The sequence below is a fragment of the Jannaschia maritima genome, from assembly GCF_030973515.1.
GTDB classification, from domain to species: Bacteria; Pseudomonadota; Alphaproteobacteria; order Rhodobacterales; family Rhodobacteraceae; genus Jannaschia; species Jannaschia maritima.
Map to the genome: position 1 here is coordinate 117,374 of NZ_JARGZA010000002.1, position 21,225 is coordinate 138,598.

General features: G+C 66.7%; 18 protein-coding genes. 11 read left to right on the forward strand and 7 right to left on the reverse strand.

Annotated elements, in window-relative coordinates:
* Positions 1-585 precede the first annotated feature (585 nt).
* Genes P0084_RS02210 through lexA form a run of 6 tightly spaced genes read left to right on the forward strand, consistent with a single transcriptional unit; the run spans position 586 to position 5,393 of the window.
* The gene (locus P0084_RS02210; protein ID WP_308915165.1) at positions 586-1,167 is read left to right on the forward strand and encodes an anthranilate synthase component II; all 582 of its coding nucleotides are present in this window, start codon (positions 586-588) and stop codon (positions 1,165-1,167) included.
* Positions 1,164-2,183 carry an anthranilate phosphoribosyltransferase gene (trpD, locus tag P0084_RS02215; protein WP_308915166.1) on the forward strand — a complete coding sequence of 340 codons (1,020 nt, stop codon included), beginning with the start codon at positions 1,164-1,166 and terminating at the stop codon, positions 2,181-2,183. Before P0084_RS02210 ends, trpD begins: the two co-directional genes overlap by 4 nt.
* A complete protein-coding gene (trpC, locus tag P0084_RS02220) occupies positions 2,180-2,989 on the forward strand; it encodes an indole-3-glycerol phosphate synthase TrpC (protein WP_308915167.1) in 810 nt (269 codons plus the stop codon). Before trpD ends, trpC begins: the two co-directional genes overlap by 4 nt.
* Positions 2,986-3,465 carry a cyclic pyranopterin monophosphate synthase MoaC gene (moaC, locus tag P0084_RS02225; protein ID WP_308915168.1) on the forward strand — a complete coding sequence of 160 codons (480 nt, stop codon included), beginning with the start codon at positions 2,986-2,988 and terminating at the stop codon, positions 3,463-3,465. Before trpC ends, moaC begins: the two co-directional genes overlap by 4 nt.
* On the forward strand, positions 3,462-4,640 hold the full coding sequence (locus P0084_RS02230; protein ID WP_308915169.1) for a molybdopterin molybdotransferase MoeA: 1,179 nt from the start codon (positions 3,462-3,464) through the stop codon (positions 4,638-4,640). Before moaC ends, P0084_RS02230 begins: the two co-directional genes overlap by 4 nt.
* 60 nt (positions 4,641-4,700) lie before the next feature.
* Entirely contained in the window at positions 4,701-5,393 is a 693-nt protein-coding gene (lexA, locus tag P0084_RS02235) for a transcriptional repressor LexA (RefSeq protein WP_308915170.1), read from the forward strand.
* A gap of 794 nt (positions 5,394-6,187) precedes the next feature.
* On the opposite strand, the gene P0084_RS02240 is transcribed toward lexA, so the two are convergent.
* Positions 6,188-8,260: a ComEC/Rec2 family competence protein gene (locus tag P0084_RS02240; RefSeq protein ID WP_374213578.1), complete on the reverse strand. Its 2,073-nt coding sequence runs from the start codon at positions 8,258-8,260 to the stop codon at positions 6,188-6,190.
* A 112-nt stretch (positions 8,261-8,372) separates the two neighbouring features.
* Between P0084_RS02240 and gltX the strand changes: the two genes are divergently transcribed.
* Positions 8,373-9,764, forward strand: a complete 1,392-nt coding sequence (gltX, locus tag P0084_RS02245; RefSeq protein WP_308915172.1) for a glutamate--tRNA ligase — start codon at positions 8,373-8,375, stop codon at positions 9,762-9,764.
* Between the two features lie 81 nt (positions 9,765-9,845).
* Positions 9,846-11,150, forward strand: coding sequence for a citrate synthase (gltA, locus tag P0084_RS02250; protein WP_308915173.1), 1,305 nt, complete (start codon positions 9,846-9,848; stop codon positions 11,148-11,150).
* Positions 11,151-11,216: 66 nt separating this feature from the next.
* Here gltA and P0084_RS02255 read toward each other — a convergent pair whose 3' ends face one another.
* Positions 11,217-12,254: a DUF6456 domain-containing protein gene (locus tag P0084_RS02255; protein WP_308915174.1), complete on the reverse strand. Its 1,038-nt coding sequence runs from the start codon at positions 12,252-12,254 to the stop codon at positions 11,217-11,219.
* Positions 12,255-12,522: 268 nt separating this feature from the next.
* Between P0084_RS02255 and P0084_RS02260 the strand changes: the two genes are divergently transcribed.
* Positions 12,523-12,969 (forward strand): DUF6477 family protein, encoded by a 447-nt coding sequence (locus P0084_RS02260; RefSeq protein WP_308915175.1) that lies wholly within the window; start codon positions 12,523-12,525, stop codon positions 12,967-12,969.
* On the opposite strand, the gene P0084_RS02265 is transcribed toward P0084_RS02260, so the two are convergent.
* Positions 12,876-14,399 (reverse strand): trimethylamine methyltransferase family protein, encoded by a 1,524-nt coding sequence (locus tag P0084_RS02265; RefSeq protein ID WP_308915176.1) that lies wholly within the window; start codon positions 14,397-14,399, stop codon positions 12,876-12,878. The two genes, P0084_RS02260 and P0084_RS02265, sit on opposite strands and share 94 nt — an antisense overlap.
* 132 nt (positions 14,400-14,531) lie before the next feature.
* Between P0084_RS02265 and guaA the strand changes: the two genes are divergently transcribed.
* Positions 14,532-16,118, forward strand: a complete 1,587-nt coding sequence (guaA, locus tag P0084_RS02270; RefSeq protein ID WP_308915177.1) for a glutamine-hydrolyzing GMP synthase — start codon at positions 14,532-14,534, stop codon at positions 16,116-16,118.
* Positions 16,119-16,124: 6 nt separating this feature from the next.
* On the opposite strand, the gene P0084_RS02275 is transcribed toward guaA, so the two are convergent.
* A complete protein-coding gene (locus P0084_RS02275) occupies positions 16,125-17,669 on the reverse strand; it encodes a helicase HerA-like domain-containing protein (RefSeq protein ID WP_308915178.1) in 1,545 nt (514 codons plus the stop codon).
* Between the two features lie 265 nt (positions 17,670-17,934).
* On the opposite strand from P0084_RS02275, the gene P0084_RS02280 reads away from it, so the two are divergent.
* Positions 17,935-18,591: an invasion associated locus B family protein gene (locus P0084_RS02280; RefSeq protein WP_308915179.1), complete on the forward strand. Its 657-nt coding sequence runs from the start codon at positions 17,935-17,937 to the stop codon at positions 18,589-18,591.
* A gap of 36 nt (positions 18,592-18,627) precedes the next feature.
* On the opposite strand, the gene P0084_RS02285 is transcribed toward P0084_RS02280, so the two are convergent.
* The 3 genes from P0084_RS02285 to lpxD are packed head-to-tail and all read right to left on the reverse strand — an operon-like array spanning position 18,628 to position 21,201.
* Positions 18,628-19,839 carry a beta-ketoacyl-[acyl-carrier-protein] synthase family protein gene (locus P0084_RS02285; RefSeq protein ID WP_308915180.1) on the reverse strand — a complete coding sequence of 404 codons (1,212 nt, stop codon included), beginning with the start codon at positions 19,837-19,839 and terminating at the stop codon, positions 18,628-18,630.
* On the reverse strand, positions 19,836-20,105 hold the full coding sequence (locus P0084_RS02290; protein ID WP_308915181.1) for an acyl carrier protein: 270 nt from the start codon (positions 20,103-20,105) through the stop codon (positions 19,836-19,838). The genes P0084_RS02285 and P0084_RS02290 overlap by 4 nt, the downstream gene beginning before the upstream one ends.
* Positions 20,095-21,201: a UDP-3-O-(3-hydroxymyristoyl)glucosamine N-acyltransferase gene (gene lpxD / locus P0084_RS02295; RefSeq protein ID WP_308915182.1), complete on the reverse strand. Its 1,107-nt coding sequence runs from the start codon at positions 21,199-21,201 to the stop codon at positions 20,095-20,097. The genes P0084_RS02290 and lpxD overlap by 11 nt, the downstream gene beginning before the upstream one ends.
* Between the last annotated feature and the right edge of the window lie 24 nt (positions 21,202-21,225).

Below are 21,225 nucleotides of genomic sequence, written 5' to 3' on the forward strand. Positions count from 1 at the left end.
GGTCAGATCGGGGACCTGCGGCACAATTCCGGGCTGCAGGATGTCCGCGACCGCCGTCGCCATCTGGCTCGCGGCAGGCTGGGTCCTTACCCTCGGCGCGTCGGGCGTGGGCGGGACCACCGCATCGGGCCGCAGATCGGCGATCGCGGGGCGGGACGCGGACCCTTCCACGGGCGGCGCCGGCGCGTCCGGCACTTCGGGCATCACGATTCCGACGGATCGTCGCGGGGGTGGCGCATCCGCCGTGGGCGTCGTCCGGATCGCGCGATCCTCCGCCGGGCGGGCGAACTGACTTCCCGCAGGGGGTGACACGTCCGTATCCGCGCCGACAGGCGTCCCGGTCGAACCGAAAGCGCCCGGCGCGGGTCCAGAAAGCGATACGAGCGCCAGAACGACCACACCGAATGCCGTGCCTGCGCCGAGCCCCTTCGCGAAGTCGTCCATGGCTGCCGCCCCCCATGTCCCGCGAAGGCTGCACGATGCCGCCTACGCGTCCGGGTTGACCCGGATCGCCGCCCCCGGCATCTGTATAGCCGCCTTGCCGCACGGGTGAACCCCTGCCGGCGCATCGGGAGGGGGACGGGCGTGCTGCTGCTGATCGACAACTACGACAGCTTTACCTGGAACCTCGTACATTACGTGGCGGAGCGGGGTGCGACCGTGAAGGTCGTCCGCAACGACGAGCTGGACGTCCAGGCTGCGATGGCGCTGCGCCCCTCCGCCGTTCTGCTGAGCCCTGGGCCATGCGATCCCGATCGCGCGGGCATCTGCCTGCCGATGGTCCATGCCTGTGCCGATGCGGGGATCCCCCTTCTAGGGGTCTGCCTGGGCCACCAGTCCATCGGGCAGGCCTTTGGAGGCCGCGTGGTCCGGGCGGGCGAGATCGTCCACGGAAAGGTTGGACGGATACGCAACGACGGCACCGGCGTGTTCGCGGATCTGCCCGCGGAGTTCGCAGGCACGCGGTACCATTCCTTGGTCGTCGATCGCGATACCCTGCCCGATACCCTCGTGGTGAACGCAAATCTGGCGGATGGCACGGTCATGGGATTGCGTCACCGGGACCATCCCATCCACGGCGTGCAGTTCCATCCCGAAAGCATCGCGTCGGAGCACGGCCACGCCCTGATCGCCAATTTCCTCGCCACCGTGCCCGAACCCGCATGACCGACCTCAAGCCGATCATCGCCGCCGCGGCGGACGGTCCGTTGACGCGTTCCCAGGCCGAGGCCGCCTTCGCCGCGTTCTTCGACGGGGCGGCCACGCCGGCGCAGATCGCGGGGCTGCTGATGGCGATGCGCACCCGGGGCGAGACGGTGGACGAGATCGCCGCGGCGGCAGGCGCCATGCGTGCTCGAATGGTCCGGGTGGACGCGCCCGTGAATGCGATGGACATCGTCGGCACGGGGGGCGACGGACGCGGAACCTTGAACATCTCGACCGCCGCCGCCCTGGTCGTCGCCGGCGCGGGCGTGCCGGTCGCCAAGCATGGGAACCGCAACCTGTCCTCCCTATCAGGCGCGGCGGACGTGCTGGGGCAGCTCGGGGTGGAGGTGATGCGGGATGCGGCCACCGCCACCCGCGCCCTGGCGGAGGTCGGGCTCTGCTTCATGATGGCCCCGATGCATCATCCCAGCGTTCGCCATGTCATGCCCGTCCGGCAGGAGCTGGGCACGCGGACGGTCTTCAACGTCCTGGGGCCCCTGACGAATCCCGCGGGCGTGCGACGGCAATTGACGGGTGCCTACGACCCCGCGCTGCTGGAGCCTATGGCACGGGTGCTGCGGGACCTGGGATCGACCGATGCATGGCTGGTCCACGGCTTCGACGGGACTGACGAGCTGTCCATTGCGGGCCCCACGGACGTGGTGGTGCTGACGGGCGGCACCATCGAGCGCCGTACCGTGACCCCGGCCGACGCAGGCCTGCCGGAGCATCCGTTCGACGCCGTCGCTGGCGGCGCCCCCGAAGCCAACGCCGCGGCGCTGCGGGCCCTCCTCGACGGCGAGGGCGGGGCCTATCGCGACGCGGTCCTCCTGAACGCCGCGGCGGCGCTGGTCATCGCGGGCGCATCGGGCGATCTGCCCGACGGCGTGGAGAGGGCGGCATCGTCCATCGACGGCGGTGCAGCGAAGGAAAGACTATCGCACCTGGTATCCCTGACCCGGGAGGACGCGGCATGACGGCGACGATCCTGGACCGCATCAAGGCCTACAAGCTGGAGGACATCGCTGCGCGCAAGGCCGCCCGTCCCTTGGCGCGGGTCGAGGCCGCGGCACGCGAAGCCGGTTCGGTCCGCCCCTTCGCCGCCGCCCTGCACGCTGCAGAGGCGACCGGTTACGGCCTCATCGCCGAGATCAAGAAAGCCAGTCCGTCCAAGGGGCTGATCCGCGCGGACTTCGACCCCCCCGCCCTGGCCCGTGCCTATGCCGATGGAGGGGCGTCGTGCTTGTCCGTCCTGACGGATGCCCCGAGCTTCCAGGGACACGACGACTTCCTGGTCGCGGCACGAGGGGCGGTGAACCTGCCGGTTCTGCGGAAGGACTTCCTCTACGATCCATGGCAGGTCGCGGAAAGCCGGGCTTTGGGTGCCGACTGCATCCTGATCATCATGGCGACCTTGTCGGACGCGCAGGCCGCGGAGTTGGCGGATGCGGCCCGGTCCTGGGGCATGGATGCCCTGGTGGAGGTCCACGATCGCCGGGAGCTCGACCGGGCGGCCGAACTCGACGTCGCTCTGCTGGGGGTGAACAACCGCAATCTGAACACCTTCGTGACCGATCTGCAGGTGACCCGGGACCTGTCGGCATACGTGCCCCCCGGTCGCGTGCTGGTGGCCGAGTCCGGACTGGCCTCCCCGGCCGATCTGGCCGACATGGCCCGCGACGGCGCTCGCAGCTTCCTGATCGGCGAAAGCCTGATGCGGCAGGCGGACGTGACAGCCGCGACCACCGCCTTGCTGGCGGCTCCCCTGGCCCGAAGCGCGTGACGGACCGCCTGACCCATTTCGACGCGGCGGGCGCGGCCCACATGGTCGACGTGAGCGCGAAACCCCCGACCGACCGCGTGGCCGTGGCGGAAGGGGTCGTGCGGATGGCACCCGCGACGCTGGCCATCGTGATGGATGGCACGGCCCGGAAGGGCGACGTCGCCGGCGTGGCCCGATTGGCGGGCATCATGGCCGCCAAGCGGACGTCCGACCTGATCCCGCTCTGCCACCCCCTGCCCCTGTCTCGTGCGGCCATCGCCGTCGATCCCGACGACGCCATACCCGGCCTTCGCGTCACCGCCACCGTGGCCACGACCGGTCGCACCGGCGTCGAGATGGAGGCGTTGACCGCCGCAACGGTAGCCTGCCTGACCGTCTACGACATGTTGAAGGCGGTTCAGAAGGACATGACGATCGGTTCTATACGGCTCCTGTCGAAAACGGGTGGCGCATCAAGCGACTGGACCGCGTCTTGATCGACGTCGCCGAGGCACAGGCCCGTCTGATCGCCCTAGCCTCCACATTGCCCTCCGAACGCGTTCCCCTGCACCGCGCCGGTCATCGCATCCTCGCCGAAGACGTAGCGGCCCATCGCGCGCAGCCGCCCGTCGCGATGTCCGCCATGGACGGCTATGCGACCGGGGCGTTCGCGCCTGGTGACCTGTTAACCGTCGTCGGTGAGGCCGGCGCGGGGCATCCGTTCCAAGGGGCGGTCGAACCGGGCCAGGCGGTGCGCATCTTCACGGGGGCGCCCCTTCCCTCCGGCACAGACCGCGTCGTGATACAGGAAGATGCCGTCCGGGACGGCGACACCATCCGTTCGGCGGAGCGCACGGCCCCTGACGCGCATGTCCGGCCCGCGGGAGCGGACTTCCCATCACACTATGTCGTTCCGGCCGGGACGGTCCTGACCCCCGCCCGAGTCGCCCTGCTCGCCGCGATGGGATGCGCCATGGCCCCGGTCCGCCGACGCCCGCACGTCGCGGTCCTGATGACGGGGGACGAACTGACCTGGCCGGGCACAGCACTTGGGGAGGGTTCGATCTACGCCTCGAACGGGGCTGGTCTGGTGGCGCTGCTCGATCAGGTCGGAGCCGATGTCCGCCTCCTGCCCATCGCGCGCGACGATCCCGCTTCGCTGTCGGACGCGGTCGCGCTGGCCCGGGGTGCGGATCTGCTGATCACGACGGGCGGCGCATCGGTGGGCGATCATGATCTCGTCGCGCCGGCGCTACGGACGGCCGGCATGGTCCCGTCGTTCCACAAGGTCCGGATGCGCCCGGGCAAACCCTTGCTTGCCGGGCGACTGGACGGGATGGTGGTGATCGGGCTGCCCGGGAATCCAGTATCCTCGATGGTATGCGCCCATGTCTTCGTGCTGCCGGTGATGCGCGCCTTTGCCGGAGCGGTTCCCGGACCGAGGCTGGTGCCCGCGATCTCGGGGGGGCCCATCGCGGCGAACGGGCCGCGGGAACACTATATGCGTGGACGCATCGACCAGGAAGCCAACGTCATCGCCATGGATCGACAGGACAGCGCATTGCTGTCCGTCCTGGCCGACGCCGATGTCCTGATACGACGCGCGCCGCATGCCACACCCATCGTCAAGGGCGAACGCGTCGAGGTGATCCCGCTCCGATCCGACGTTTGACACGAAACGAGAACTTTCCTAGAACGAAAGTGCATCGGAATGACCGGGGACGACACTGGAATGTTGACGCGCAAGCAGAAGGACCTGTTGGTGTTCATCCATAAGCGCGTGCAGCGCGATGGCGTCCCTCCCTCGTTCGAGGAGATGAAGGACGCGCTGGATCTCCGGTCCAAGTCCGGCATTCATCGCTTGATTACGGCATTGGAGGAGCGGGGGTTCATTCGCCGTCTCGCGCATCGTGCCCGCGCGATCGAAGTGGTCCGGCTGCCCGAGGATGCGAAGCCCGCCGGGTTCCAGCCGAGGGTGATCGAGGGGGATGCTCCGGCACGTCGGCAGGCACCGTCCGGACAGCGCCCCGTGCGGATCGACGCGACCGAGTTGCCGGTCATGGGCCGGATCGCGGCCGGTGTTCCGATCGAAGCCATTACGGAGGTGAACGGTCATGTCGCGGTTCCCGGGCAGATGCTGACCAGCGGTGGCACGCATTATGCCCTCGAGGTTCGCGGCGATTCGATGATTGAGGCCGGGATCAACGATGGCGACGTGGTCGTGATCCGCGAGCAGGACGCGGCTGACAACGGCGACATCGTCGTCGCGCTGGTGGAAGGCCAGGAAGCAACCTTGAAGCGGTTCCGCCGTCAAGGCGGCATGATTGCGCTGGAAGCGGCCAACAGCGCTTACGAGACGCGTCTGTTGCCGGAGGGTAAGGTCAACGTCCAGGGACGTTTGGTTGGCTTGATCCGTACCTATTGAGGGGCCGTCGCCGTATCTCGCGATCGGTCTTGTTGCGAATGCAGGATCATCGAACGTTGTGGGAGCGAGATGCGGTCACAATTTAGGTTACGGAACTAGGTCTTCGCCGACGCGTCGATCGGCATTCCAAATTTAGCGATCCGAACCCACGGGGCTGCGGCGATGGTCTGTCGTACGGTTCTGTGAATCTTATAGTTCCGCCGTCACCGGAATACGAGGACCTTACGGATCGGGACGAGCCGGTGACGTTTGTAACGGTATCAGAGATCATCTGTCCCACTGGGGCGATCGTCGGATCGTCCTGTTAGGTATCTGCATTGTCCGTTGATGCACAGCATGCGTGGCGATCGTCAAAGGTTACATAGGCGCCAACTGATGGATGGATACGTGAGCCGGCGGTTCGTCCGGTCTTTCGTTCCTAGACACCCATTATCATTGCTCACCTAATGTTCGCTCCAGGGCCACCTGCCCCTCCGGCTGCACCAGTTTCGGATGGATTGCGCGGGGGCCTCACCGAGCGAGCGGGCGCTGCTGATGGACGGCCCGCTCACGCGTAAATTCGTACAATCCGGCCCTGCCTCAAAGGGGCGATCGAATTTCGTCGATTACGGTATTCTATCGAGCATGTCTGTTTCGTCACGACGTACCCCACGGACCACCCCCGACGGATCGCCCTGCACTATCCGTGGGTCTGCTGCGTATTGACCTCTCAACTATTCATCAACCGGACGAGCGTTCCCCTTGGACGCGACGGCACCGGTACCTAGCTCGCATCCGGTCATCCTGTCCGCCCGTCAACGTCCGCCATCCGACCAGGGGCGGCTCCCTCGGATATCCTTCGCCGCGACCAAGATCGGTCCCGCTTCGCCGGGCCATAGGGCTAAAGAACCCGTACGGCGCATGTCTTCGGGCCCCAGGACTACGCAGTCGGTGGTGGGACGCTCGTCCAATGGAACGTCGGTGACGATCCAAATGCCCCGTCCGCAACCATCCAGCGCCTCCGCCAAAGCGCGCTTCCCACGTGCCACGACGATCGGTGGCAGACCGGGATGCGAGAGCGGCACGGGACGCGCGGCAGCGATCGCCTGCGTCGTCGGATCGCCGTCGTTCTCGGTCCAGATGCCCGCCACGAACCCTTCCCCCGTGGCGTGGGACAATGCGCGTCCCTGCGGCGTCATCACCCCGGCCAATCGCCCGGATTCGGCGACGAGGACCGCGGGACGCTCCGTCAGTATCCAGATCGCGAAAGCATGGGCCAGCAGAACGCCGCCAGCCGGACGCCCCCATCCCCCGCGCGAGCACGCCAACGCCCCGAAGCCCAGACCCAACAGGGGAAGGACCCAGGGGGATGGCGAGACGACGCCTTGAACGGCACCGTCCAACGCGGCGACCCAATGCGCGACGGCGAGTATCCATTCGATCCCCCAACCCGCGGCCGCGAAGGGCCATGCCTGAAGGCCGATCGGCCACAGGACCATCCCGAGCAGGAGGGCCGGCATCACCAGCGATCCCATCGCGGGTACGGCCAAAAGGTTTGCCGCCAGGCCGTACACGCCGATCCGGTTGAAGTGGGCGGCCGCGAACGGCGCCGTCGCCAAGCCAGCCACGAAGGAGGACAGGACCAAGGCCATCACCCAGCCCCTCAAACCCCGCGTCCATCCCCCGCCACGCCGCGACAGCGCCCCGAAGGCCAATACCAGTGCCCCCGTTGCGGCAAAGGACATCTGGAAGCCGGGCCCGACCAGCGCTTCCGGGCGCAGGACGAGGACGATCAAGGCGGCCAGTGCGACCGAACGCATCGACAAGGCCCTACGGTTCAAGATGACCGCACCCAACATCACCACCGCCATGACGGCTGCCCGCTGCGTGGCGACGCCGCCACCCGACAGGGCCAGATAGGCGAAGACGAATGGCAGTGCCGCGATGGCGGCCACGGCCTTGGCATCCACCCGGAGCACCACGGGCGGAACGGCGGCAAGCCCGAGCCTGACCACGCCCAGGACCGTCCCGACGAGCAGCCCCATGTGGAGTCCCGATATCGCCAGCAGATGCGCGAGGTTCGAATCCCGAAGCGCTTGGGTGTCCGTCGGATCGAGGCCCGATCGATCACCGACGACGATGGCTGCCGCCACCTGCCCGGTCCGCCCCGGCATCGCATCCCGCAGCCCGCCGGCGATGGCCATGCGCGCCGCGTCCACGTACCGTGGAGGCCCCGGTGCGGTATCTGCGAGCAGCAAGGGCACACGACCATACCCGACCGCGCCGATGCCCTGGAACCAGGCGTGGCGTCCGAAGTCGAAGCCACCGGGCTCCGCAGGTCCGGAGGGGGGAGACAAGAAGGCGGTGGTCATCACTCGAAGTCCGAGGCGTGGCTCCAACCAAGGGCCGGGCTCCGTCAGCGATATCCGGACACGTCCCGGGACCCGGCCGGGCGCAATGCGATCCAACCGCACGCGGTCCAAGGTCAGCCGTACCGAACCGGAGGCCGAGGTGTCGATGCCGACCACCCGCCCCTCCACCGGACCATAGTACCGGAACCCGAGCACCGGGGCCGCGACCATATCCGTGCGCAGTTGGGCGATTGCCAAACCACAGAGGAACGATGCCATGAAGAGGAACGGGAGGCCGAAACCGCGACGGGCCATCCAGCCGAGCAAGATGCACAGCGCGGCCCCAAGAACGACCGCGAGCCGGAGTGGTGCGGTCGGCTCCGCCGGCAGGCCATAATACGTGCCGACACCGCCACCGAAGCACAAGGCCCCCCAGCACAGGCGTCGACCCCGCAGATCCTGTAGGCGCTCGATCAACCGATCCGCGATGCCGAGTGCAGCCGGGTTAGGCGCGCACTGCTCCCCTTGCCTCGTCACGTTGGTTCCCTCGCTTGTATCCCGGACTGGCGATCCATAGAACGCGGGGAACCCTGGCGGTCCGACCATTAAGACCGCGTTTCCACCCTTCCGACCTGCCAGCGGAGGTTCCATGACGGACCGGCCCATCGTTACGCGCATCGCCCCCTCCCCCACGGGGGACATGCACATCGGAACGGCCCGCACGGCTCTCTTCAACTGGCTGTACGCACGTGGGCGGGGGGGCACCTTCCTGTTGAGGATCGAAGACACGGATCGGACCCGGTCCACCCCGGAGGCGACCGACGCGATCCTGGACGGTTTGAAGTGGCTCGGTTTGGATTGGGACGGGGAAGCGGTCAGTCAGTTCGCCCGCGCCGACCGCCACGCGGAGGTCGCGCATGCGATGATGGCGAATGGCACGGCCTACAAGTGCTTCGCGTCGCAAGGCGATATCGCAGCTTTCCGCGACGCGGCGCGGGCGGCCGGTACATCGACGCTGTATCGTTCGCCCTGGCGGGACGCGGACCCGTCGGATCATCTCGAAGCGCCGTTCGTGATCCGTTTGAGGGCCCCCCGCGATGGCGTGACATCGATCCAGGACGCCGTGCAGGGAATGGTGACGGTCCGGAACGATCAGTTGGACGACATGGTGCTACTGCGATCCGACGGAACGCCGACCTATATGCTGGCCGTGGTCGTGGACGACCGGGACATGGGGGTGACCCATGTGATCCGGGGCGACGACCACTTGAACAACGCGGCCCGGCAGGCCCAGATCTACGATGCGATGGGGTGGGACCTTCCCGTGTGGGCGCACATTCCACTAATACACGGGGCTGATGGCAAGAAGCTATCGAAGCGACATGGTGCGACGGGGGTGGGGGAGTATGCGGCGATGGGCTACCCCGCCCGAGCGATGCGCAACTACCTCGCACGATTGGGCTGGTCGCATGGCGACGACGAGTACTTCACCGACGAACAGGCCCGCGCCTGGTTCGACCTCGACGGGATCGGGCGCGCCCCCGCCCGCTTGGACATGAAGAAGCTCGAGAACCTCTCGGGTCAGCACATAGGGGCGATGCTCAACGATGACGTCGTTGCCGCCGTCCTCGATTGGGCCCGGCGGAGCGGTTCGCCCCTTCCGGATGCTGTTGCGCTGCGACGTGCGGTGCCCTCGGTCAAGGATGCCGCCCGCACCCTGCCAGAGGTCGTGGAACGGTCCCGTTTCGTCCTGCAGAACCGCCCCATCCGACCCGATGACAAGGCTGCGAAGGCCCTGACCGACGACGGAAGGGCGATGCTCCGCGAATTGACGCCGCACCTGCAAAATGCTACTTGGACGCGTGACGCGCTAGAGGGGGCCGTCGGTTCGGTGGCAGCCGATCACGGGGTCGGTTTGGGCAAGATCGCGGCACCCATGCGTGCCGCGCTGGCCGGACGGACCACCACCCCCAGCGTCTTCGACATGATGCTGATCCTGGGTCGCGAGGAAACCGTGGCACGACTGGACGATGCAGCATAGTTTCACGCGTCGAGGCTCGTATCGTCGCAAGATCAACTGGTTGCGCGGTGACGTTCGCGTGACGATAGACCGGAGAACGCCATGCTGGACAGCGCGAAGCCGAAGACCGCGACGGTCACGATAGACGATCAGACGTTCGAAATGCCGATCCTGTCGGGCTCGACGGGGCCGGACGTCATCGACATCCGCAAGCTTTATGGGCAGTCGGGGGCGTTCACTTACGATCCCGGCTTCACGTCGACGGCGGCCTGTGAGTCCTCGATCACGTATATCGACGGGGACGAGGGTGTTCTGCTGCACCGCGGCTATCCGATCGAGCAGTTGGCCGGAAAGTCTCACTACCTGGAAGTATGCTATCTGCTTCTCTATGGTGAACTTCCCTCGGGGCCGGAACTGGAAGACTTCGAGGAGCGGGTGACGATGCACACCATGCTCCATGAGCAGATGTACAACTTCACCCGCGGGTTCCGTCGCGACGCGCACCCGATGGCGATCATGAACGGCATGGTCGGCGCGATGTCGGCCTTCTACCACGACAGCACGGACATCACCGATCCCTGGCAACGCGAGGTCGCGTCGATCCGTATGATCGCCAAGATGCCGACCATCGCGGCCATGGCCTACAAGTACTCGATCGGTCAGCCCTTCGTGTATCCTCGCAACGATCTAGGCTATGCCGCGAACTTCCTGAACATGTGCTTCAGCGTGCCGGCGCAGGACTACGTGGTCGATCCGATCCTGGCCCGCGCGATGGATCGCATCTTCACCCTGCATGCCGATCACGAGCAGAACGCGTCGACATCGACCGTGCGGCTGGCATCCTCCTCTGGGGCGAACCCGTTCGCCTGCATCGCCGCCGGGATCGCCTGCCTTTGGGGTCCCGCCCACGGCGGGGCGAACCAAGCTTGCCTGGAGATGCTGCGCGAGATCGGAACTGCGGACCGCATTCCGGAATTCATCGGTCGGGCGAAGGATAAGGACGATCCGTTCCGGCTGATGGGGTTCGGACACAGGGTCTACAAGAACCACGACCCGCGCGCGACGGTGATGAAGGAATCCGCCGACGAGGTTCTGGAACTGCTCGGGGTGGAGGACAACCCGACCCTGCAGGTCGCCAAGGAGCTGGAGCGGCAGGCGTTGGAAGATCCGTACTTCCGCGACAAGAAGCTGTTCCCGAACGTCGACTTCTATTCCGGCATCATCCTGGAGGCGATGGGTTTTCCGACATCCATGTTCACGCCAATCTTCGCACTGTCGCGCACGGTGGGCTGGATCAGCCAATGGAAGGAGCAATTGTCCGATCCATCGCTGAAGATCGGGCGGCCCCGTCAGTTGTACACCGGCGAGACGAAGCGCGATTACGTCGAGGTTGAAGATCGGGGCTGACGAATGCTTTGCGCCGCCCCATTCGGGGCGGCGCAGGCGGCGGCGCAACGACCATCCGGGATCGGATCAGAGACGGTTCTGCGCGGTATAGTGCTGATGCAGGCGCTGAAGCGCGATCCGCAACACGATCTTGCCCGATCGCGCGGCCCAACCCATGCGCTTCTCCGCCGTCTCGAGACCTTCGAGGTAGCAGCATACCCGCAGCGCGACATCGCCCAACCCGGGCCCGAGGGCAGCCAACGCAGTACCCACCCGGTCGCGCGCGGCATCATGGGCTGGAACTTCTCCATCCTCGGCGGGTGATGCGTCCAGACCGGCGGTCATGAACCGTTCCCAGTTCTGACCGATCCTCGGACCGAGCTGCGCTTGCTCAAAATCTTCCCGCAGCAGTTCGCCCGCCGTCACCAGCATGTCGGAAAGGAACGGGGCACCACCTCGATCACGACGACGCGCCAAGACAGCGAGCGGAGATTCCGCCAAGTTCACGGTCAAGGTCCGGGTTCCGCCCTCCGCATCGCGGACGGGCAACGGAATGACGTCGGCCTCCTGCTGCAGGAAGGGGCTCGGCGAGGCCGCATCACCTCGAGCCGCCACCCTGCGGTCGTGCTTCTCGTTCAGCAGCCGTCGAAGTGCCGCCCGTCCCGCGTCGGTGATACGATATCGCGTGATCCGGCCGGAGCGGAAGCATGACACCCAATCTTGCAAGACGAACGCTTGCGCCACCTCTCGCGGGAGCTTCGCGATCGGACGGGGATCCGTCTCGCCTTTCAGGACGACCGCCTGGGGCATCCCCTGACCTACCGCGAGGAACGAATCTCCCTCGCAAAGGCGGCGCAGGATACGGCGCCCCTCCCGGGCCACGGTATCATCGTCGACGACGGGGTATTGCTTGGGTACGGCTGACATATGGTGGGACCCCTCGGTCGTGCTGGATATGGTGAACAGAGTGGCGAACCGCTCCATCGCGTCGTCGATCAAAGGATCGTCTCGCCGAGCCTCGATGCGCCGCACCTGTCGTAGGATGGTCGATGGGGCGCATCCCCTTGCCGCGGCCACCTGGCGCAGGGGACGTCCCGAACACGTGTGATCGAGATAGGTCAGCACGATCGGTGGTAACCAAGCGGGGAGGTCCGGTTCGATCCGATCTCTCGGGGCGGCATGCATCGGCGGTGATTCCGGCGTTGTGGATAACGGACCGATCAACAACCCGGATTGGTTACCAGAACGTTAAAGGAACGCTCCGGTTAGGAAGGTGTTTCCATTAGGTAAATTCCTGGAGGGGGGCGAACGGCGGAACGCGGGTTTCCGCAACGCACGGTCAGGGTCGGCCAATGTCGGGCCAGACGAAACGCAAGTGCCCCCGGAGCCGAACATGCCCATTGCCACCGACACCATCGCCCATTCCATCGCCACGCTGAACCGTCCCAAGTTGCTCGTGCGGGCCGCGACCATCGCGATGGCGGAATACCAGCGCCGCCGCGACTTGCGCCGCATGCTGCGTGTGGCGATCCCCGCTACGCCGACCGCGGCCCTTCAGAAGTTGATCCCGATCGAAGCGGATCTGGAACGTCGGCGGATCGGCGACGGCCGTAGCTACTCGCTCGCCCGCCACGTCGACATACTGGCGGCCCTGATGGCGGAAGCCCATGCCTTCAACGCAGAACGCCGTTCCGCCCCGACCCTCCCGCAGCGGACGTCCCGTCGGGCCGTGGAACGCGGATCGGATCAGGCCGCCGCGGCCGCGAGATCGGCCCTGCGTCTGGTGACGAACTCGTCCAACGCACCGCGGGTGGCGTCGTCGATGGGCGGCGCGGCGTAGGCTTCCAGAAGTTTCTCGACCCGTCGGCATGCCAGGGCACGGGTGTCGCGTGCACCCTCCTCGGCCCATGTCTCGTATGGCTTGTAGTCCAGAAGGTCCGACCGCCAGAACGCCGTCTTGAAACGCGCCTGCGTGTGGACGGCGCCGAGATAATGCCCTCCGGGGCCGACTTCCCTCACGGCGTCCAACGCATCCGGGTCCGGCGCGGCGCCGGCGGCCAGGCGGTGCAGTATGCCGAGTTGGTCGGCATCCATAACGAACTTCTCGAAGTCAGCGACGAGGCCCCCTTCGAGCCAACCGCACGCGTGTAGCATGAAGTTGACGCCACCCAGGAGGCCGGCATTCAGCGAGTTCGCCGTCTCGTAGGCGGCCTGCGCGTCCGGCAGCTTCGATCCGCAGAAGGACCCGCCGGACCGATACGGAAGGTTCAGCCGCCGGGCCAACTGGCCGGCGCCATAGGTGATCATCGCGGCCTCGGGCGTTCCGAAGGTGGGGGCGCCCGATCCCATGTCGATGCTGGTAACGAAGGCTCCAAACACGACAGGCGCCCCCGGACGCACCAACTGGCTGTATGCTATGCCTGCCATCACCTCGGCGAGGACCTGCACCAGCGTTCCGGATACCGTAACCGGGGCCATCGCCCCGCCGACGATGAAGGGTGACACGATGCAGGCCTGGTTGGCCGCCGCGTATACCTCCAAGGCCCCCATCATGGTCGCGTCGAAGGTCAGGGGGGAATTGATGTTGATCAGATTGATAAGCGCGGTCCGATCGTCCAAGCCGCCGAACAGTGCGTCCACGAAACACACGGAATCGGCTGCGCGGGACGGGTCGGTCACGGATCCCATGAATGGTTTGTCCGTCAGCATCGCGTGAGCCATCAGCATGTCGAGATGACGTTCGGCGACCGGGATGTCGGTCGGCTCGCAGACCGTGCCGCCGGAATGGTGCAGCCACTTCGACATGTGTCCGAGCTTCACGAACTTCCGGAAGTCCGCCATCGTCGCATACCGTCGGCCATCGCCGTCGCGCACGAAGGGAGGTCCATAGACCGGCGCCAGGACGAGGTTTCGGCCTCCGATCTCGACGGACCGGTCGGGATTCCTCGCGATCTGGGTGAAGCTCGATGGGGCGGTTCCACACAGCGTCCGTGCCAAGCCGTGCGGGATCCGGACCAGTTCACCCTCGATCTCCGCGCCCGCGTCCCGCCAGCGCTGCAGGGCAGTCGGATTCTCGACGAAGGCAACGCCGATCTCGGCCAGCAGCGTCTCGGCCTGGTCTTCGATGACGGACAGGGCTTCGTCATCGAGGATGTCGAAATTCGGGATGCGGCGCGTGATGGTTGCGGCCGTCTCGATGTCGAGGGTTCCGCGTTCGGCACGCCGCGCCGCACCGCCCCCGCCGCGCCGTCTGCGTGCCATGTCCGTCATCCGTCCGTCCCCATCTCTGCCCGGTGGACCGAACCTTAGGCATGCCCCGCGGGAGCCCGCGGCACCGGAACGGCGAAGGCGCGCCCGGATGCGACACTTGCGTCCCGCGAACCGCCCGCCTAACGGCTGCCCATGGCCAGGCTCCCCGATCCCGCCGATCATCACGAACGCCTCCTGATCGTCGATTTCGGCAGTCAGGTCACGCAACTGATCGCCCGTCGTCTGCGGGAGTTGTCGGTCTATTGCGAGATACATCCGTTTCAGAGGGTAACGCCTGCGTTCCTGCAGGATTTCGGTCCGAAGGCGGTGATCCTATCGGGTGGACCGGCCTCCGTGCCGAATCGGGGCTCCCCTCGACCGCCGGACGAGATCTTCGATCTCGGCGTACCGGTGCTCGGGATCTGCTATGGTCAGCAGGTGATGCAGCAGATGCTGGGGGGACGCGTCACCCGAGGCGAGGGCACGGCCGAATTCGGACGTGCCTTCGTCAGTCCGCAGGGGCAACTCGATCTGCTGCAGGGATGGTTCGACGGACCGGACGGCACCGGGCGAGAACAGGTCTGGATGTCGCATGGCGACCACGTGGCCGAACTGGCGCCCGGGTTCGAGGTGTTCGGCACGTCGCCCGGCGCGCCCTTCGCCATCACCGCCGATCCGCATCGTCGCTTCTACGCGGTGCAGTTCCACCCGGAAGTGCATCACACCCCCAAAGGCGTGCGGTTATACGAGAATTTCGTACGTTTGGCGGGCTTCGCCGGCGATTGGACGATGGGGGCCTACCGCGAACAGGCTGTGGAGGCGATCCGCGCACAGGTGGGGGATGCCAAGGTCATCTGCGCTCTCTCGGGCGGTGTCGATTCCTCCGTGGCGGCCGCGCTGATCCACGAGGCGGTGGGCGATCAGTTGACCTGCGTCTTCGTCGATCATGGCCTCCTGCGTCAGGACGAGGCGGCGGAGGTTGTTAGCATGTTCCGCGACAACATGAACCTTCACGTCGTCCACGCACAGGAACAGGACCTGTTCCTCGATGCGTTGGAAGGGCAGTCGGACCCGGAAACCAAGCGCAAGATCATCGGGCGCCTGTTCATCGACGTGTTCCAGAAGCACGCCGACGGGATCGAGGGTGCGGCCTTCTTGGCGCAGGGCACGCTGTACCCCGACGTCATCGAATCCGTCAGCTTCTCCGGCGGTCCGTCCGTCACGATCAAGTCCCACCACAACGTCGGCGGCCTGCCTCAGGAGATGGGCCTGACCCTGGTGGAGCCGTTGCGGGAACTGTTCAAGGACGAAGTCCGCGCCCTTGGGCGCGAACTGGGCTTGCCGCCGAGCTTCATCGGACGCCACCCTTTCCCCGGACCCGGCCTGGCGATTCGCTGCCTGGGTGAGATCACGCGCGAGAAGCTCGCCATCCTTCGACGGGCCGACGCGATCTTCATCGATCAAATTCGGCGCCATGGCCTCTACGACGACATATGGCAGGCCTTCGTCGCATTGCTGCCCGTGCGGACCGTGGGCGTCATGGGCGACGGGCGTACGTACGACTATGCCTGCGCGCTGCGGGCAGTCACGTCCGTCGATGGCATGACGGCGGACTACTATCCGTTCGAGCATGCGTTCCTGGGCGAGACCGCGACGCGCATCATAAACGAAGTACCGGGCATCAACCGCGTGACCTATGACATCACGTCGAAGCCGCCGGGCACGATCGAATGGGAATGACCGCGTCTAGCGTCCTTTGAACAATCCGCCGAGGACGCCACGGACGATCGCCCTCCCAGCCCGCGTACCCATCGAGCGGGCCATCGACTTGGCGAAAGCCGTGCCGATGCCGTCGCCCCGATGGGTTCGCGCGCGTGACGTAGAACGACCGACCTTGGCACCGGAATAGCGGCGCCCCGTCCGGTACTCCCGCTCCGCTGCCTCTGCCCGCACCTCCTCCGCCTCGGCACGTTCCGCCTGAATGGCCCCGTCTTCAGCCCGCTTCTGCAGCGCCTCGAAGGCACTGAGGCGGTCTATCGCGTCATCGTACTTGCCCGCCACGGGCGAGGATCGGATGACGGCCTGCCGCTCCCCCTCCGTGATCGGTCCCAATCGGGACGATGGGGGGCGGATCAACGTGCGCTGGGCCACACCGGGTACACCCTTGCGCTCAAGGAACGACGTCACGGCCTCGCCCACCCCGACCTCGCGGATCGCATCCTCGATGTCGAAGGCTGGATTGTCGCGATACGTCTCCGCCGCTTGGCGCAACGCCCGGCGATCGCGGGCGGTGAAGGCGCGCAGGGCATGTTGCACGCGGTTGCCCAACTGGCCGAGGATGTCCTCGGGCACGTCGTCGGGATTTTGCGTGACGAAATAGACGCCGACCCCCTTCGACCGGATCAGTCGTGCGACCTGTTCGACTTTGTCGATAAGCGCCCGAGGGGCGCCATCGAACAACAGGTGAGCCTCGTCGAAGAAGAAGACCAGCTTCGGCCGATCCGGATCGCCGACCTCCGGCAAGGTCTCGAACAGCTCGGACAGCAGCCACAGCAGAAACGTGGCATAGAGACGCGGAGACCCCATCAACCTGTCGGCCGCCAGGACGTTGACCTGCCCGCGCCCGTCGGCGCCTATTGTCATCAGGTCGTCCAGATCCAGGGCAGGCTCCCCGAACAGGCGGTCGCCGCCCTGACCTTCCAACACCAGGAGCGCCCGCTGGATCGCACCGACCGACGCGGTCGACACGTTACCGTACCGCAGGGACAGAGCCTTACGCTCCTGACCCACGAAGCTGAGCATGGCCTGTAGGTCCTTTAGGTCCAGCAGCGCCAGCCCCTCCTCGTCGGAGACGCGGAACGCGACATTCAGGACCCCTTCTTGCGCGTCCGTCAAATCCAGGAGACGAGACAGGAGCAGGGGCCCCATCTCGGTCACGGTGGTCCGGACGGGATGACCCCGTTCACCCCATAGGTCCCAGAACGTGACCGGCGCAGCACGGTAATCCAGGTCGAGACCGATGGTCCCGGCACGATCTATGAAGGCCACGTGCAACTTGTGCGACGCGTCGCCCGGCATGGCCAGTCCGGCGAGGTCGCCTTTCACGTCCGACAGGAAGACCGGAACCCCCGCATCGCTGAAACCCTGCGCGAGGATTTGCAGGGTCACGGTCTTGCCCGTTCCCGTCGCGCCGGCGATCAGACCGTGGCGGTTCGCCTGATCCAACCGCAGCGTCTGGGGCATTGCGTAGCCGTTCCCCCCGCCGCCCACGAAGATCGCGTCGTCATCCATGTCCGCCCCCTGATCGGCCTGCCAGGGTGGGGTGCCACAACATAGGATGGCGGGCCACTGTTTTGCGTTGACGGCGGGGGTCCGGTGAGTAATGTCCCCACCACAATAAGTCGGCCAGTCCGGCGGGGAGATAAAGACGAAGGGAAAGGGCCTGGCTTCGGGCCCTTTTTCTATTGTGCTCAGGCCATTCCGGCCGTGTCGTTTTGGACCTGCATCCGGGCTGCGCTCGTGCTAGGCGGCACGGCAGAATCCAACGGAGGACAAGATGACGAGAACCCTCACCCTCCTGGCGGCGCTGATCCTGTCCGCTGCCCCGATGGGCGTGGTGGCGCAGGACACGGATGCGACCGACAGTCCCCCAGAGGCGCCCGCGGTGGACGCACCCGCTCCGCAGGGGACGGACGCGCCTGCCCCCGGCGGCGCGCTGGCCACCGGCGAGACCACGGAGCCCCCGGCCGCGCAACCTTCGACCGAGGAGATCTACGTCAGGGAGGAGCATGGCGATTGGGAGGTGCGCTGTCTGCAGGCGCCCGAGGGTCAACCCGACCCGTGCCAGCTGTATCAGCGGCTCGAGGATGCGAACGGCAATCCGACCGCGGACGTCAATTTCTTTGATCTTCCCGATGGGGGCGAGCTTGCAGGGGGCGCGACCGTACTGACGCCGCTGCGCACGCTGCTGACAGCGCAAGTCACCGTATCGGTCGATGGCGGACAGGCCCGCCGGTATCCGTTCGCCTTCTGCGACGAAGGCGGCTGCTACGCACGGCTCGGCTTCACGCAGGACGACATGAACCGGTTCCGCCGTGGCGCGATGGCGCAGATCACGGTCGTCCCCGCCCTCGCGCCGGACCAGCCCGCGCAGATGGACATGTCGCTGCGTGGCTTCACCGCTGGCATCGCGGCGGTCGAAGTGACGGAGTGACGGAACGGCGACCCGTCGCGGCCAATGCGCGACGGGTCACGCGGCCTTCAGGGCCAGGACGGCGTTCATGCCGCCAAACGCGAACGCGTTCGATAGACAGGCGGTCACGGTGACGTCCCGCGCCTCGTTCGGCACGACGTCCAGCATACATTCCGGGTCGGATTCCCGCCAATTGACGGTCGGGGCGACGACGCCATCGCGCAACGCCATGATGCAGGCCAGGAGTTCGATGGCGCCTGTCGCGCCGATGCAATGACCGTGCATCGCCTTCGTGGACGATATCGGAAGCCCATTCGCGAGCGGGCCGAAGACCTGGCCGATGGCGGCGCATTCCGTTCTGTCGTTCGCTGCCGTCCCGGTGCCGTGCGCGTTGATGTACCCGATATCCAATCGATCCAGTCCAGCATCGCGCAGCGCGCCGCGCATCGCGCGTTCGGCCCCTTCCCGTGACGGCATGACGATATCGCTGGCATCCGACGTCATCGCGCAGCCTGCCAGTTCCGCCAGTATCTCGGCCCCCCGCGCGCGCGCTTGATCATAGGCTTCCAAGACGAAGATACCCGCCCCCTCGCCCTGGACCATTCCGGATCGGGTCGCGCAGAAGGGACGGCAGGTATCGTTCGACATCACGCGGAGCCCCTCCCACGCCTTGACGCCGCCGAAGCACAGCATCGCCTCCGCGCCGCCGGTGAGCATGACGTCGGCCAGCCCGGCACGGATGAACTGGGCAGCCTGCCCGATCGCATGATTGGACGAGGCGCATGCGGTGGCGACGGTGAAGGACGGCCCCTGGAGGCCGTACTCCATCGAAAGATGCGCGGCCGCCGCATTGTTCATCAATTTGGGGACGACGAAGGGATGGACGCGGTTCTTCCCATCCTCGTACACGGCGCGATAGTTGTCGTCCTGCGTCCCCAACCCCCCGCCGCTCGTCCCGAGGATCACGCCGGCCCGCAGGGCCGCCTCTCCGGAAAGCGAGACCCCAGACTGATCCAGAGCCTCCCGAGCCGCGATCAGGGCGAATTGTGCATAGCGGTCCAGGAGCGTGATCTGCTGTCGGCTGAAGCGTTCCGTCTCGACATAGCCCTGCACCTGCGCGCCGATGCGGATCGTCAACCGGTCGACGTCGCGAATGTCGAGTGGTCCGATGGCGCTGCGTCCGGCGCGCATGCCGGCGAGGGTGGCGGGGACGTCGGCGCCCATCGCGTTGATCGTGCCGGCCCCGGTGATGACGACGCGGCGCGTCACTGGTGTTGCTGCGTGTGCAGCTCGGCGACGGCCGCGACGATGGCCCCGACGGACGAGATGTCGAAGGTGCTGGCCTGCGGTTCGTTGGCGTTGAACGGGACCGCGATGTCGAATGCCTCCTCTATGGCGAAGATCGCCTCCACGACGCCCATCGAATCGATGCCCAGATCCGCGAGCGACTGACGGTCCGTGACCTCTTCGACCGGGATCATGGCCTGTTCGGCCAGGATCGCGTGGATGCGGGGACGGATCATGTCAGGTGTCATGACCAGTCCCCTGCCCGGACCCCATGACGACATCGCGAAGCGCCGCCACCTGCTTGGCCAGGCGCGGCAGCCGGCGCACCGCGCGTGTCAGTTCGATCTGCTTGTCCATGTCCGTCGCCGGATACCCGAGCAGGACTTTGCCCGGGGCAACGCGCGACAGGATGCCTGTGCCACCACCCGCCACGACGTCGTCCCCCACCGTGATGTTGTCGCTCACCCCGACCTGACCGCCCAAGACGACACGGTCGCCGATCACGGCGCTGCCGGCGATGCCCACCTGTCCGCACAGCAAGCAGTCGCGACCGACGCGCACGTTGTGTCCGACGTGGACCTGATTGTCCAACTTCGTCCCGGTCCCGATCACGGTATCGGCCACGGTGCCTCGATCGATGGTGGCGCCGGCCCCGATCTCGACGTCGTCCCCGATTTCGACGGCGCCCAAGGAATGAATGCGGGTCCAGGCCTGGGGCCGGATGTCCCCCTGATCGCCCAGAGTTCGGCGCGCGCGTTCGATGCCCGACTCCTCCGGGGTGACGAAGCTGAACCCATCGCTTCCGATCACGGCGCCCGCCTGACAGGTGACGCGATGTCCTATTCGAACACGATCACCTACGAAGGCGCGGGCGTGGATCAGCGCATCGTCGCCGATTACGGCACCGTCGCCCACGAAGACCATCGGACCGATGCGGCCATTCGAACCGATGCGCACGCCGTCGCCCACGACCGCGCCGGGCCCAACAACGACGCCATCGCCCAACGTTACGTCAGCGCCGAGGATGGCGGTGTGATGGACGCCCACCCGGCGCGCCCAGCCCGGTCCGGGATCGAGCGCGGCGGTGATCGTCGCCATCGCCAGCCGCGCGCGTGGCACGGTGATGGCACCGGCCAAGCCGAAGGATCGCCAATCCGCCCCGTCCCAAAGGATGGCGGCCCGTGCGGCCCCCGCCCGCAGCGCGTCGCCATAGGCCGGGGACATCGCCAGCGCCAAGTCGTCTGATCCCGCGCTGCTGGGTTCGGCCGCGCGAGCAACCGGGATGGCGCCGTCGCCCAGAACGGGCCGGCCCAGGGCGGCGGCGATCTGCGACAGCGTGAACATGCAACCCCCGGATGCGGCCTTCAG